This window comes from Thalassoroseus sp. (assembly GCF_984380535.1).
Map to the genome: position 1 here is coordinate 252,442 of NZ_CFHRBF010000005.1, position 14,702 is coordinate 267,143.

At 51.8% G+C, this 14,702-nt stretch carries 10 protein-coding genes; 6 read left to right on the forward strand and 4 right to left on the reverse strand.

Annotation, left to right across the window (positions count from 1 at the left end; genetic code table 11):
* Positions 1-121 precede the first annotated feature (121 nt).
* The 4 genes from AC5DDB_RS08670 (at position 122) to AC5DDB_RS08685 (ending at position 4,631) form a co-directional block, all read left to right on the forward strand.
* Positions 122-1,429, forward strand: a complete 1,308-nt coding sequence (locus AC5DDB_RS08670; protein WP_491739314.1) for a DUF5690 family protein — start codon at positions 122-124, stop codon at positions 1,427-1,429.
* A 47-nt stretch (positions 1,430-1,476) separates the two neighbouring features.
* On the forward strand, positions 1,477-2,643 hold the full coding sequence (locus AC5DDB_RS08675) for a TIGR03364 family FAD-dependent oxidoreductase (RefSeq protein ID WP_491739315.1): 1,167 nt from the start codon (positions 1,477-1,479) through the stop codon (positions 2,641-2,643).
* Positions 2,636-3,307, forward strand: coding sequence for a phosphonatase-like hydrolase (locus tag AC5DDB_RS08680; protein WP_491739316.1), 672 nt, complete (start codon positions 2,636-2,638; stop codon positions 3,305-3,307). Before AC5DDB_RS08675 ends, AC5DDB_RS08680 begins: the two co-directional genes overlap by 8 nt.
* A gap of 130 nt (positions 3,308-3,437) precedes the next feature.
* Entirely contained in the window at positions 3,438-4,631 is a 1,194-nt protein-coding gene (locus AC5DDB_RS08685; protein WP_491739317.1) for an NAD(P)-binding domain-containing protein, read from the forward strand.
* A gap of 19 nt (positions 4,632-4,650) precedes the next feature.
* On the opposite strand, the gene AC5DDB_RS08690 is transcribed toward AC5DDB_RS08685, so the two are convergent.
* Genes AC5DDB_RS08690 through AC5DDB_RS08700 form a run of 3 tightly spaced genes read right to left on the reverse strand, consistent with a single transcriptional unit; the run spans position 4,651 to position 9,128 of the window.
* The gene (locus AC5DDB_RS08690; RefSeq protein WP_491739318.1) at positions 4,651-5,706 is read right to left on the reverse strand and encodes a prolipoprotein diacylglyceryl transferase family protein; all 1,056 of its coding nucleotides are present in this window, start codon (positions 5,704-5,706) and stop codon (positions 4,651-4,653) included.
* A gap of 1 nt (position 5,707) precedes the next feature.
* A complete protein-coding gene (locus tag AC5DDB_RS08695; protein WP_491739319.1) occupies positions 5,708-6,778 on the reverse strand; it encodes a phosphatidylserine decarboxylase in 1,071 nt (356 codons plus the stop codon).
* A complete protein-coding gene (locus AC5DDB_RS08700; RefSeq protein ID WP_491739320.1) occupies positions 6,759-9,128 on the reverse strand; it encodes a hypothetical protein in 2,370 nt (789 codons plus the stop codon). Before AC5DDB_RS08700 ends, AC5DDB_RS08695 begins: the two co-directional genes overlap by 20 nt.
* Positions 9,129-9,483: 355 nt before the next feature.
* Here AC5DDB_RS08700 and upp point away from each other — a divergent pair, with 355 nt between their 5' ends.
* The gene (gene upp, locus AC5DDB_RS08705) at positions 9,484-10,107 is read left to right on the forward strand and encodes a uracil phosphoribosyltransferase (RefSeq protein WP_491739429.1); all 624 of its coding nucleotides are present in this window, start codon (positions 9,484-9,486) and stop codon (positions 10,105-10,107) included.
* Positions 10,108-10,245: 138 nt separating this feature from the next.
* The gene (locus AC5DDB_RS08710; protein WP_491739321.1) at positions 10,246-11,508 is read left to right on the forward strand and encodes a NupC/NupG family nucleoside CNT transporter; all 1,263 of its coding nucleotides are present in this window, start codon (positions 10,246-10,248) and stop codon (positions 11,506-11,508) included.
* Positions 11,509-11,564: 56 nt separating this feature from the next.
* On the opposite strand, the gene AC5DDB_RS08715 is transcribed toward AC5DDB_RS08710, so the two are convergent.
* A complete protein-coding gene (locus tag AC5DDB_RS08715; protein ID WP_491739322.1) occupies positions 11,565-14,513 on the reverse strand; it encodes a PVC-type heme-binding CxxCH protein in 2,949 nt (982 codons plus the stop codon).
* Between the last annotated feature and the right edge of the window lie 189 nt (positions 14,514-14,702).

Sequence of the window (14,702 nt, forward strand, 5' to 3'; positions counted from 1 at the left end):
AAATTCATGATAGTGGTTCGCTCGGTTTTCAGAAATCGTAATAATGGCGTCGGCCATCGGGATTATCCGTTGGCTCGCGAGAACGTACTTACAAAAGAATTGAAACCGGTCGGCGATAGAAATGTCAAAACCTGAAACTTGGGTATCGAAACGACTCGAACACGCCAACCCAACCGTGTTTTCTGCTTACTGCATCGCAGCGGCGTTCGGGACATACTTTTGTATGTATGCATTTCGAAAACCGTTTACAGCAGCCACCTACGAAGACGTTTCTTGGCTCGGAATCGGCTTCAAAACGATACTCATTGCGACCCAAGTTGCAGGGTATACCCTTTCGAAATTCATCGGCATCAAAGTTGTATCCGAAATGCCCGCCCGCCATCGGGCCGTCGCCATTCTCGCACTCATTGGAATTGCCGAGTTTGCATTACTTTTGTTCGCTCTCACTCCAGTGCCTTGGAACTTTATCTGGTTGTTCTTCAACGGACTCGCATTGGGGATGGTCTTCGGTTTGGTACTAGGGTTTCTCGAAGGTCGGAAAGTCACCGAAGCGTTGTCGGCCGGTTTGTGCGCTAGTTTCATCGTCTCTTCGGGTGTGGTCAAATCTGTCGGAAGAACCTTGATTCTTGACTATAAGATCGATCCCTATTGGATGCCGTTCTTGACCGGCGTCATTTTTGTTCTGCCATTATTCGTATCCGTCTGGATGCTAGCACAAATCCCGCAACCGACTGCAGCCGACGAGCAACTTCGATCAAAACGCAGCCCGATGAATCAACAACAACGTCGCGACTTTTTCAAGCGGTACGCGCTCGGATTGATGGGGTTACTAAGTATCTATGTCTTACTAACAATCATTCGAAGTATCCGCGACGATTTTGCTGTGGAAGTCTGGCAGGAACTTGGTGTTCACGATGAACCAGAAGTTTTCGCCAAGTCAGAGTTTTGGGTGATGATTGGTGTTGTGATCATTAGTGGAATGATGTGCCTTCTGAAAGACAACCGGGTCGCGTTCTTATCTTCGATCGGCCTAGTCGCTGCAGGATTTACGATTATTCTCGGTACCATCGCCGGATATACCTCGGGCGGACTATCACCAATGACATTTATGGTGCTACTAGGACTCGGAATGTATATCCCTTATGTGATCTTTCACACCACCGTATTCGAACGTATGATCGCCACGTTCCGCGAGACAGGCACGATTGGCTATTTGATGTATTTGGCGGATGCTTTGGGTTACCTTGGTTATGTCGCTGTCATGATTCTACGTAGTACAATCACTAACGAAGCCGACTTTCTCGGGCTGATGGTTTGGTCGGCTGTCAGTGTATCGTTGGTTTCCCTAGTGATTGCCGCTATCCTCGCAGTTTACTTTCACCATACGATGCCACGACCCCAATCGTCGCCCGCACTCGAAATCCAGTAGCGACCATATTCAAGAATGTTCCATTTGAAAGGCGATCTTCGCTACCGATGACGAAACCTCATACAGACGTACTTGTGATCGGTGGAGGTGTTCTCGGAACGTTCTTCGCCTATCACGCATTAAAGCGTCAAATGCGTGTTGTTCTTCTCGAACGTCATGCGAAACCCAAAGGTGCCACTGTTCGCAACTTCGGTCAGATTGTTCCGTCAGGACTCGATCGCAATTGGCAACAGTACGGTCGGGAAAGCCTGCATATCTATCAAGATATTCAATCTCGAAGTGATATCACCGTTCGCCACCTCGGTAGTCTGTATATTGCCTCAGACGATGAAGAACTCGCGTTGATCGAGGAACTTCGAGATATCAATGCGTCAACCGGCTACTCGTCGGAGTTATGGACGCCGCAACAGTGCTGCAAAAAACTACCAGCACTTCGAACGGACTACTGCCGAGGGGGACTATATTTCCCTGATGAGATCTCGGTGAATCCGCAACAGATGATTCATCGGCTGCATGCCTATCTAGCCGAGCAATCAAATCTAGACATTCATTACAGTTCTTGCGTTTCTGCAATCGAAAAGTGCGCGAACGATCTGATTAAAGTCACAACTACTAAGGGTATAGAATTCACGAGCGAGCGAGTCATACTTTGTTGTGGAAGCGAGTTTCAAACTTTATTCCCCCAACACTTCCGTGATAGCAACTTGGAGTTAGTCAAACTTCAAATGCTCAAGCTAAAACCGCAACGACATATTGAGATACCAGGCAACATTCTAACAGGACTTTCGATTCGTCGTTATGAGAGCTTCTCTCAATGCCCGTCTTGGGATGCGATCAAGTCTCGGGAGTCACAGGACTCATTTTATAAGAGATGGGGTGTCCACATTCTCTTTAAACAGGAATCAGACGGCGGGATTATCCTGGGGGATTCGCATGAGTACACCGATGTGAGTGATCCTGAGCGATTGAATTTTGAACTTCGGGGTGACATCAACGAGTATTTCATCGCCGAAGGTCAGAAGATCTTCGACTTGCCAGATTGGAGTATCGATCGGGCATGGTACGGATTATATAGTCAGTCGCGTGACCCAGAAGGGATATTCACGAAATCCGTCGAGAACAATGTTCATATTGTCACGGGAATCGGCGGCAAAGGTATGACTAGTAGCGCCGGGTTCGCGAAGTACTATCTAGAGAAGGTTTATCATGATTAAGCTTGTCGTGTTCGACATGGCTGGTACAACAGTCGACGAAGACAATGTCGTTTACAAAACGGTTCGCACTGCAATTAATTTCGCGGGATATGATTTCACTCAAGAACAGGTCCAAGCTGCCGGCGCAGGCAAAGAAAAGTCGCAAGCAATCCGCGACGTTTTGGCCCTCGATGGCCAGCACCATAGCGAATCGGAAGTCGCCACGATCTTTGCAGACTTCAAGCAAAGGCTCAGCCGCGCCTATCAAGACCTTGATGTTCGGGAACAACCGGGTGCTAAAGCTGTCTTTGAGAAGCTGCGAGAACGCGGTATCAAAGTCGCACTAAACACAGGTTATGATCGTGCAACCGCAGAAGAGTTAGTCAAGAAGCTTGGCTGGAATGTCGGTGCGGAAATTGATGCTTTAGTGACGGCGAGCGATGTGGCGAATGGTCGTCCTGCTCCCGATATGATTCACTATGCGATGGAGTTGACCGGAGTTCAATCGGCGAGTTCGGTTGCAAAGATTGGCGACTCACAGATTGATATCGAGGAAGGTATCAATGCAGGTTGCGGGAAGACATTTGGTATCACCACCGGAGCACAAAGCGAAGAGCAACTTCAACAATCAAAGCCTACGGCCGTCCTCCATCAACTTAGTGATCTGCTCTCTCAGATTGCCTAATCCGCAGCGTGGGGTCGAAATTGATTATGACCGAATTTGAATGATTTGCTCATGCTTTCTTCAAAGACTTCATGTAAACCGTCAATCGCAATGGTAGTAATCCATCTACTCTACTTCGCGATTGATCAACGTGAGTTCGATAACGACTTCAGTTTCTGATGTTCCGGTTGCGATACTCGGTGCAGGTCCTTATGGGATCGCGATTGCCTGTGAGTTGCAACGGCACGGGATCCGCTTCCGTATTTTCGGAAGACCCTTTCAACTGTGGCGAGACCACACGTTATCCGGTGTCTATCTCCGTTCCGATTTGCAAGCTAGCGAAATCTATACATCCGACGGACGCTTCTCGCTCCAAGAGTTTCTTGCAGACCGTCCTGAAGATCGAGCTGAGATTGCATCGCATCAGGGTCGTTTACCAGTTGGGGTCTTTCGGGACTACCTATCATTCGTCGAGAATCGATTGACATTTGAGATCGAATCTGCAGAGGTGGTCAAAGTTCGCTCTGCTAACGATGGATTTTACATCGAGACGAACTGCGGCGAGTTCTTTTCGGCCACACGAGTCGTCGTTGCAACGGGGATCGGTGCGTTCGCAAGACTGCCGGAATCACTTGCAAATTTGCAGTCGCCTCGCGTTGTGCATGCTTGGGCGGTCGATGAGTATGCAGATCTCAAAGACTGTCGAATTTGCGTTGTGGGGAGTGGTCAGTCCGCCGGCGAAACGCTAGAGAGACTCAGCAAGCAGAATACGACGACCTGGGTCCATCGTTCGGAACCGATTTTCCATCTCGACCCCTTAAATCTTCCTCGGCCAGTCTTTCAGTTTGTATTACGCGCATCGAATAAGGCCTGCTATTTTCCACGAATACTGCGTCGGGCTGCAAAACGAGTATTCATCGGTTCGACAATGACACCCGACTTACGATCTAGTGTCTATGCAGACGACGTGACCCGCGTACAGGCTGATGTCAACTCTTTAGATTGGGTAGTGAAAGGCTCTGAGATCTACAGTGATGTACTTGGTCAAGGGTTCGACAGTGTGATCTGCTGCACCGGTTACCGTCTCGATGCCAAACGTCTACCATTTCTTGACGAAGGATTGAAAAAACGGATCGGCTGTGAGAACGGTATGCCTCGCCTGTCGAAGAATTTTGAGACTGAGGCATTAGGTCTCTATATTGCTGGTGCGCTCGCCGAGGGCAGTCATGGACCAGCCCAACGCTTTCTAATCGGAAACCGACACGCTGCCATTGCCGTCGGACGAGTAATAAGTGCGTTCTCTGATGTCAAGAAGACGGTTTTACCAGTCGGGGATCGATCGTAAATCCGGTACAACGTTTACGTCAGACATGTTCTTGATGAACATGAAACGCAAGCCGTGAGCCGGTGACTTGGCTGCGACCTGTGAACACAAAAATTGCAATCCATAATACTTGAATTCCAAGAATCACCTCGGGTCTCCATAGCACTTGGATTCCAGGCCCGATTTCGCGAGAAACATGGTTCTCACTCGATGGCAAGAACGCGATGATTAGTAGGATTGCGATTGAGAGTGGGGTCATTAGCTGATAGATGCTGATACGCCCGGGACCGCGATGATCTTTTCGGAGAAATTCCGATCCAAATCGCCAGAGTTGACTACCAATCGTGACGAATGCCAACGCAAGTGCATCGTATCCGTGGAGAAATAGAGCGATTCCAATCATTCCGATCAGTGATAAGACAATGCAAGTTATGGCTTGAATGGGAATCAGTGGAACATCCATTAGTTGCCCTTCGTAGCTAGCCTTCTTGGTTTCCCCTAGGAAACGAAAATGGCGTCGCTCGAACAGTTGGCTGATCCATTTCGGCGAATCCGCGAGGGATTTCCCGTAGCAGCATCCGTAACTGACGCATGCTAGTCTTCCCACGCCTTCACCAAATGCATAGGCAATCACAATCGCAGCAAGCCAAGTTTTGATTGATCGGTCCGGCATTTCAATAACATTGGGCATAAAGTGAATTGCAAGCGGGGCAACTAACACTCCAATAAATGTCGCTCCGCCAATTGTGAAGTTATAGCGTTTGCCATCAATCAGCCAAGCAAGTAATCGTGATGCCGGCACACAGATGACTAGGATTGTTGTGATGACCGCTGCACTCGCTGCAACTGGAATCTGCACGGACGATAGCAAGACTATCAGTAGGGTCACGCTGAGAGCATAAGCACAGGCATTGAAGAAGCCATACCAAGTCAGGTTGAGTCCGATCCACATGCCCGACTCATCTCGATGCCGAGGAAGGCAAGCCATAATTTGCCAGTTCTCGCGGGGAAGAACTCGGAAGGCCCATAGGAATAGAAGACTGAGAAATATCGTAAGCGTTAGGACAAAAATCCAAGGCTCGTATGCAGCACTCATTCTATCGCATCCTAATATTCAATGGCTGAGTACTCAATGAGGAAACCGTATCGATTTCATAGTCACTGATGGTATGGCGACGCGACGTTGCAATTAAAGATCGCACACGCACGTCGGTTTCCACAAGGGGTTGTCCGAAGCCGTGACTAAAACGACTTTCCAACGGGCGAGACATGTTCCTGACGAGATCTGTCGCGAACTGAACGCGGTCTCGTTCGAATAACAGAACATCAGTGCTGCTACCCGGCTCGTAAAGACTTTTAGGCTGCCCGCGGCGGACAAAGAGACCTTTTGTGACGTCTTGAGGTTGGTTGTAACGCTCGGTCGAATAACATTGTTTGATGCCACCAATCATTAAAGCGACGACTTCAATCATAGCGACGAGACCAACCCTGCTGCCTTCAGGGACGTCGGTATCAATAATCGTGACGACGCGTTTGTTCTTAGAATACGGCGTCACGATCGACACGACTGCCGACGGGTTGCATGAATGGTAGGTGCCGTCAACGGCATAGATGTCTCGAATGATCCCGGATACCGGCGTGTGGTTATAGTGGTATTTGTCGGGAGTCAAACGAAAGATTGCGAAATCGCCGTTCTCGAAATACCGATACCAGTCCGGGGTACGATCGCCTAGTAGTTCTCGGAGACTGAAGAACTTTTCTTTGATCTGGATCGGTGAGCCATTTGCGAATGAACCGACTAGCGTACGGGCATCTGCCGGCGAAACGACAGCGTTGTCCTCGACAGGCAGGGGTCGGGTTTCCCAGTAGCGAATCTGTCGTTGAAACCACTTTCTCGCTGTGTTTAACTTCTGAACAGTCTCTACACATTCGCTAGTATCAACGCCGAGTTCTCTGCCAAAGCGTCGGCTACCGGTCAGATATGAACCCACTTGAAACTGATAGTTCAGGAAGCCTAGCAACCTCGTCATGCGGCGAGACGCAAGAGCGCGACACATCACAGTCGGTCTTTCACGGTCGCGTGAATACAGCATCCGAACCATTCGGTCGTGGTAAAGTTTCTCCGAGCGAACTTCACCGGTTTCACGGTCAATGTATTGATGTCGCATGGAAACTCGCAGGCTTGGAGGTCTGGTGTTTGCTGGTTTTCAGCGAGCGATCGGTGGTGTTCTGAAGGCTGGATTGGCTTTGATCAATCGTGATCGCGACGAGACGGATGAGAGTCAGTAAGTCTTCTCGTTTACAGTTCTCTTCGACAACTTTTCGACGCAGGCGGTGTAGAAAACGTGTGGGGCCAGAGACTCCCAACCCGATGAGGCCAAGTTGCCGACGGACGTTCGGATCGAGATTGGTGGAGTGTGTCCAAAAGTCGATCAACATGTCATAAGACTCGCGTGTATGATCAAGGCGTAGTTGTTGGCGTGAATAGGTATCTGCAGCTTCGTTGAATTGCTCTCCAGCAACTTGCATGGGGTTCGATCGATTTGAAGATGATGCCAGGATACGCTGAGCCAACCGGCCGGCTGCCCCTTCTTGCTGAGGATTCTGCAATCGACCGAAGAGATCTTGTAGTAGAGCGTCCGAAAAGTCTGATTCGGTATTGTGTGTCACTTCTGCCTTTAGAACTTGAATAAGTGCGTATCGATACTCCTCAACTAGCACACGATAGTAGCCCGGGTAACGACGGCTTAGTCGTGTCTTGGTTGTGTGTGATAAAACTTGGCGAAGAAATTGATTCTTTGTCCGAGTTCTCACGTAGACGGTCGGAACGTCGGCGGCTGAAGCGAACATGAATTGCCGACGTTCACTCTCTTCGAACGGGTCATCAGGAATGTCATCGTGTGTAAGTTGACCGGTGAGAGCTTTACGTATCGCGAATGTTGTCACGAGGGCTTGGAGTTCGACCGCTTGCGCAAAATCTTTCTGCCATGAGGGAAATAGACTGTAGTGGCGTCCTTCGAATCCTGAATAGCCGACGGTGTTGACTAGCCGTTGGCGAAACAGTGAATATAGTGGCAGCCGGGTATCATAGATTCCCATTTCTGCAAGGTCGATCTTAAGTTGTTCGGTGTTATTGATCTTGCCGGAAAGTGCAGGGCTTTCGTGGGTACTTAGCGGGCTGACGAAGTAGTCAAGCAGGCGAAAGTCGGGGACATAATCGCCGTGCAGTCTCAGTGTTTTTGCAAGTAATCGATCAAGCCATCCAAAGCCGCTGGGGGAAAGACTCTTTCGAAAGAAGCGGTTCCGCGCTTTCTTTTTCCACCGCCGCCAGAACATTCGCAAATGGGTGGTGTGAAGTTGATGAGGCAGAAACCCGAGTACTTTCTCCGCATGAAAGTTCTTGAAATCGATGCGGTAGGGTGCTGCACTATAAGTTCCGACAAAGAGTGGCAGGAAATGCTCGACGATTTTCGTTGTCAAGTCGCCGATTCGTTTCTCGTCGGTTTGGCGTTGGCCACTGAAGTACTCGCCGAGCATACGGCTTCCGAGCGTCACGTGCACGCCGTTGTTCGCTAGACTCGCGTCGCAGAGGTTTGGTAAGACAACTAAGTCGGTGTGGATCACACCTGTATGTCGAAGTTTCGTGATTGCGTGCATCCGGCTGCGGCTAAGTATCTCATGACACGACCGCATGTATTGTTGTTTCTCTTCGCCAATGTCCCAGCCGGAAAGACATGGACTGGTGAAAAGTTCTCGATAGAAGGAATCGGGGAGGCATTCACTAAACCGTTGTTGAAGGACTGGTGGCCGTGCAGAACAATATACAACGACCTCCTGTCCTGATTCACGAAGCCCTAGGGGTCCATTGCTCCATGAAACGAGGAGCTGAGTCAGGAGGTAACGCAAACCCGCTTCCCCAGCGACTAGTTTTCCAAGTCGTTGATTAACAGTTGGTGCGGAAACGTAATAGGAAAGGATCTCTGGAGAGACATTGTCACTCAAATAACACTGTTGAAGTCGGTTTCCAGTTTGGCGGATTGAATCGTCTAGGATTGGCGGGCAACTCATGACATCCGCTAGTGCGAGTTTCAGCAGATAACTGACTGGGATGCGAAGTTGTTTTTTGCCCGTTTGGTCATCTCGGAAGAATCGGGAGACATCCGAGCGCACACCGCGTTCGGGGAATGACTTGTCTTGCAGGAGGTCACGGTCCAACACACGCAGTGCGTCGTTGCTGAGCCTTTCAATCGATAGTCGCACCCAGCTATTGGGCCAGTTCTGTTGGGAAGGGTTGTTGAAAACGTCTTCAATACGCTGCAGTGATGAATGCGATGTTTCGCCGGCTTCAAACTGGCGTTTCAAGTTCGTAAAGAAGTTCGATTCGCGAACGACCTGAGGAAGGTCGACTGTGTGGGCGTGTCCCTGCACAGTGGTTTGCAGTTCAAATTCGGAACCGGCGGTTACGTCGCCGGGTGTGAACGGCGCAGGTTCGCCGGGTAGAATTGGAAACAAAGGCACGGGCAACGGCTTGGTGGAAATGACCGTATCCTCACAGTCATGAGACGGCGAATTCACTCATTGAATGCGGGAAACGTTAAGCCGAAATCATGAAGTCCTTGTAATGAACTTTTGAAATCCTGGCGAATTCTTGAGGCTTCGATTCTGACGATTGGCACCACAGCGACGTCGTATCATTCCTAGCTTCGATGACGGTTTCTGTGTCTACAATGAATACGATGAACCGGTGGGTTTTGGTCACCCGCTTGCGTCGAGCGTTTCGTCGGGACATACTTTCTCGCATGGTATTTACAGGTCCGAAGACAGCCTTGGCTTCGGATGAGTCGGCTTGAATCCGGGAATTCTGCTCGCTGTCATGTCGAACGTTTCGATCATCAATCATCCGGTAGTGGCACATCACCTGAGTGCGTTGCGGGATCAGCATACCGATCCAGAGCAGTTCCGCATTCTCGTCGCGCGTTTGACGACACTCTTGGCATTCGAAGCGACCGCCGATTTGCCGACGAAGCCCGCTTCCGTCCAAACGCCATTGACGGAGATGACCGGGCAACGGTTGTCTGGACGCATCGGTTTGGTGCCGATTCTGCGAGCGGGGTTGGGGATGGTCGATCCATTCTGGAATCTCCTTCCGACCGCCGAAGTGTGGCATTTGGGGCTGTATCGCGACGAGGAAACCGCTCGCCCTGTCGCTTATTACAATAAGTTGCCGGACGAGAACCCTGTTTCGTTGGCCTATATTTTAGACCCGATGCTCGCCACCGGCGGGTCGGCCTTACACACGATCACTGTGTTACAGAGTTGGGGCGTACCCTCGATTCGGTTGGTCTCACTGATCGCTTCGCAGTCGGGAGTGGATGCCCTGACGGAGGCCGCTCCTGATGTCCGCGTTTACTGTGCCGCGGTCGATCCCGAACTGAACGCTCAAAAGTTTATCGTCCCGGGACTGGGAGACGCCGGGGATCGCACCTTCAATACTTAGCACAATTGACGTTTGTTCGTGGCGGTTTTGTTCTGTGGGGTTGGAAAGGCCAAGTCTTTTCCGCATCCTTCAGAATTTTCAAAACCGTTTTGCCGCCCCGTCACGGATGAGCGAAGCACCTGACGGCGAAGGTCCGATATGTTGCAATTTATCAGTGGGTTGGGGCTGTTCGTCCTGATTTCGATCGCATGGCTTATGAGTTCCAAGCGAGATTCGATTCAGTGGCGACTCGTCGTCAGCGGGCTGATCTTGCAACTGGTTCTTGCGATTTTGATTCTTTGGACCACACCTGGGCAATGGATTTTCTCGGAACTTGGGGCAGCCTTCCGTCAGATTCTAAGTTTCGTCAACGATGGTGCCCGGTTCGTGTTCGGTTTGCACCCCGGCGATTCGAAAACCGGTCCCGATCCGGCAGCGCTACTGAGTAGTTTCGCATTCGGCGTGTTGCCGACTGTGATTGTGGTGTCCTCGCTGATGGAAGTTTTATACTACTTCGGTGTGGTGCAGTGGATCGTCGTTGGCGTCAGCAAAGTGATGCGGTGGACGCTGAGAACATCTGGCGCGGAAAGTCTGGCCGCTGCTGCGAATATCTTCGTCGGTCAAACCGAAGCCCCGCTGGTTGTTCGTCCGTATATTCCGAGAATGACGGATTCCGAATTGCATTCGCTGATGGTTGGCGGGTTTGCGACGGTCTCCGGCGGGGTGTTGGCGGCCTACGTCGGCATAGGAATCGATGCCACACATTTGCTGACCGCCTCGGTAATCTCCGCGCCCGCTGCACTGGTGATTGCTAAGATTATTCAACCGGAAACGGAAGAATCGGAAACTGCCGGGACGGTGGAAGTTGATTACCAATCCGAGGGTAGCAATCCGATTGAATCGGCCGCGATTGGTGCGAACGCCGGGATGAAGTTGGCGCTCAATATTGCAGCCATGTTGATTGCGTTTATCGCCTTGATCGAGATGGCGAACGCTTTGCTCGGCGGAGTTGGTTCGCTATTCGGTTTCACCGGGGCAGCAGCGTGGTCGTTTTCCAAGTTGCTTGGTTATGCCTGTGCACCGCTGGCCTGGGTGATGGGAATAGCGGCGGAAGACTGTCTGAAAGCCGGAGAGTTGCTTGGGCTGAAAGTCGTGGCGAACGAGTTCATCGCGTACGAACGACTCGCCGAATGGATGAAACCCGAGTCGGAAGCGGCACTGAATCCACGCAGTTACACAATCATGATTTACGCGCTCAGCGGTTTTTCCAATTTCGCATCGGTTGGCGTGCAGATCGGCGGCATTGGTGAGATGGCTCCAAGTCGGCAAAAAGATCTGGCACGACTCGGTCTCAAGGCGATGCTCGGGGGAGCGATCGCCTGCTGTATGACCGCCTGCATTGCAGGGATTCTTGTTGCGTGAGTCGTTGGTCGGAAATTCCGCTCCGCAGTCGAACTGTGAACGAGTTTCGATCGATTTCATTCGTGATCGTGTTGGTCCGGTAGCGGCACTTGCACCGGGTGTATCAAATAACCGACGAGGTCGCGAATCTGGTCAGGTTTCAAGTTCTGGAAGAGACCGTCGGGCATGGCGGATTTCGTGGATTGCTTGATGGCTTCGATGTCGCGTTTCTGAAGGGTGAGTTGTTCCGTTGCGGTCCGCAGAGTGAGGATTTGTTCGTTCTGCGAAACCACCAAACCGTTGAGAACACGTCCATCCGCCAGCAATACAATCGACATGCGGTAATCCTTCCCGACGACCGCACTGGGATCGATCACATTACTGAGCAGGTAATCCAAACTCGATCGCTGGGCACCGGTGAGATCGGGGCCAATCTTCTGACCCTCACCATAGAGTCGATGACAACCGCTGCATGTCTTGGCGAAGAGTGCGCGACCGCCCGACAAATCCGCAGACGCCAGACGTTCAGGGGTGAGTTCATCTTTGAGTTTCGCGATCAGCAGGAGTTTTTCCTCAGACGATTCCCGCAGTTCGCCCCAAACCTGCGAAAGCTTCGCGACGAGTGTTGGGTCATTGTGACTCTGAATTTGCCGAGCGTGCGAGGCGGAGATGTCCGACAACGGCACACGGCTTCGTCCTAACGCGAGTTCATCGAGCAAGATGGAAGCCGATAGCGGACGGGCCACCAGCGTTTCGATGACTGCGGGGCGATCGTCTGGATGGAATCGGTGATACTCCCGCGAGAGCAACACGGCAACCGCGGGGTCTTCGAACAACGCCAATCCTTTCAATGCGGTGGCATTGAGTCCGCGAACTCGAATCAACGATTCGCACAGTTTTCGCAACCCATCCGCGCGGGCATCAATGAGGGCTTGTAATGCGCTGTGTCGCGTTTTCATCTCCACTTGGGAATCGCTCGCGATCTGACGAAGTTCCGTGAATGCTCGGCCATCTCCGAACAGCACACCGAGTTCCCGCACGGCGTCCGCCGACTTTTGAATCGTTGGCAATGATGCAAATTGATCCCAGTTTGTCGGCTGTTCCGCTTTCCGCCACCCGCGAAACGCATCCTGCATGCCTTGGAGAATCTGCGACTGCGAATTCGCATCAAGTTTCGCCGCATCGCCCAGCAATTGGTTCAATGATTTCGGGTTGGATGGAATTTGCGACGCAAGATTGCGAGCAATTGAATAGGTGAGCGTCGGCCATTGTGATTGCCGGGCGATCTTCACCAAGTCAGCCGGTTCCGCATCTCCCAAGGGAATCAATCCGTACCAAGTCAATAATGCGAGATCGTGATCCTTTGCATGTTCCGTACGTTTGACGAGTTCGATCGCCAACTCGGACCGATGTTCCACCGGTAGTCGTTGCAAAGTCGATGCGAGTTGTCGATGCACCAAACCGGAAGAATCCTCACGTGCCATCGTCACCAGCAACTCGCGGGTAGTTGGGTCGTCCGGATAAACCGCCTGCGGGTTGGGTCCGGTGACCCAATCCAACGGCCAGAAGTCGGTCAACAATCGAATGGCCCACACACGGACATGCTCGTTCGGATCACTAGCCAATGTTCGCAATTGTTCCGGTGTTGTGCGACCGGCTTGGTATTGTCGCCAGAGTTGCGGCAGCGGACCGACACCTGCCAGGCACGCCGGTTTGACGATCGGCTTGTGGACCCGTTCGGAACCGTAATCAATCTTGAAGATGCGACCGCTGAGTCGATGCACGCCGGTATGGTCGTGACATTCCCCGGTATCACTCCAGTCGATTACGAACACACTTCCGTCCGGCCCGGTTTGCAAATCCAAGCCACGGAAGAACGGGTCCTTCGCAATGAAGAAATCCGGTTCATGTCGTCCGACGTAACCGGTTGGCGTGCGGTCCAACCGTTCCACATTTGCCCGTAAGCCGTGCATGTTGATTGTGAACAGTTTGCCACGATACCGCTCTGGCCATTGGTGTCCTTGATAAATCAGCATACCGATGTGAGCGTGTCCGCCGCCGTAATCGTTGGCCTTTCCGTCTCTGCTGGCGGTCCAACTTCCGTTGGTGTCGAAGTGGTAATGGTCGGCGATCATATCCATGCGTTCGTAAACGCCGGGATTGAGACTTTCCCCGAACGACTCTTTGAAGTGACACCCGGGAATCGAATGCCACAAGTGCCCGATCACCGTATTGATGAAAAACAGCTCGCCGTTTTCGTCCCAATCGTGTCCCCACGGATTCGTTGTGCCATGACAGAGAACCTCCACGACTTGGCGATCCGGATGATACCGCCACATTCCGCCATCAAGCGGCACACGTTTATCCTCCGGCGTGCCGGGCAAACCAATTCGACCAGGACACGAATGCCCGCAGCGACCGTACAACCAACCGTCTGGTCCCCAACGCAAACCGTTCGCGAAGTTGTGATAATTGCTTTCCGCGACTTCGAACCCGTCCAGCACAACCTGCGGCGGGCCATCGGGAACGTCGTCGCCATTGGCATCGGGAATAAACAGCAACGCGGGCGGGCACATCAGCCACACGCCACCACGACCGGTTTCCACGCTGGTCAACATTTGTACGTCGTCGGTGAACACCTTTCGGCTGTCGGCTTGGCCATCGTCGTCGGTGTCTTCAAAGATGACGACACGATCGCGGAGCGAAAGGTCGAACCGCTGAGTGCGGTCGGAGTAGGTATAGTTTTCGGCAATCCACATTCGTCCGCGTTTGTCGAACGCCATCGCGATTGGGTTTTGCACCTCGGGTTCGGCTGCGAAAACGGTCGCACGAAAACCTTCAGGAAGTTGCATCGAGGCAGCTGCTTCTTTGGCCGGCATGGGTGAGAAATTCGCTTCCGCCGGGCTGTTGTACACGGGCGGAAAATCATCCGTCGAACTGGCTTTCTCAGCGGCGGCAAGAGGCTCAGCAAAACGGACCAAGAATGGGACCAGCAGGAAAGCCAAGATCCATCGTCGAGCACTCATTGATTTCTCTCCACGGTTTTTGCATCGAATCGGATGGCAACTCATTCGCATGCCGATCGTCCGAGTTCGGGAAGTCAGTTCAAGAATTTCCAGTGTACGGTATCCATTCCAATTTGACGAACCACGTAGCGGGAGCGGTTCGACATCGGTGCCATCCGAGCGTACAATCAGAGGACCCGAATTTCGCCA

Excerpts from the sequence above, each read along its gene's own strand:
- AC5DDB_RS08675 (WP_491739315.1), top strand. The coding sequence starts at position 1,477 with ATGACGAAACCTCATACAGACGTACTTGTGATCGGTGGAGGTGTTCTC.
- AC5DDB_RS08715 (WP_491739322.1), bottom strand. The coding sequence starts at position 14,513 with ATGAGTGCTCGACGATGGATCTTGGCTTTCCTGCTGGTCCCATTCTTG.
- AC5DDB_RS08680 (WP_491739316.1), top strand. The coding sequence starts at position 2,636 with ATGATTAAGCTTGTCGTGTTCGACATGGCTGGTACAACAGTCGACGAA.
- AC5DDB_RS08670 (WP_491739314.1), top strand. The coding sequence starts at position 122 with ATGTCAAAACCTGAAACTTGGGTATCGAAACGACTCGAACACGCCAAC.
- AC5DDB_RS08695 (WP_491739319.1), bottom strand. The coding sequence starts at position 6,778 with ATGCGACATCAATACATTGACCGTGAAACCGGTGAAGTTCGCTCGGAG.
- AC5DDB_RS08710 (WP_491739321.1), top strand. The coding sequence starts at position 10,246 with ATGTTGCAATTTATCAGTGGGTTGGGGCTGTTCGTCCTGATTTCGATC.
- upp (WP_491739429.1), top strand. The coding sequence starts at position 9,484 with ATGTCGAACGTTTCGATCATCAATCATCCGGTAGTGGCACATCACCTG.
- AC5DDB_RS08690 (WP_491739318.1), bottom strand. The coding sequence starts at position 5,706 with ATGAGTGCTGCATACGAGCCTTGGATTTTTGTCCTAACGCTTACGATA.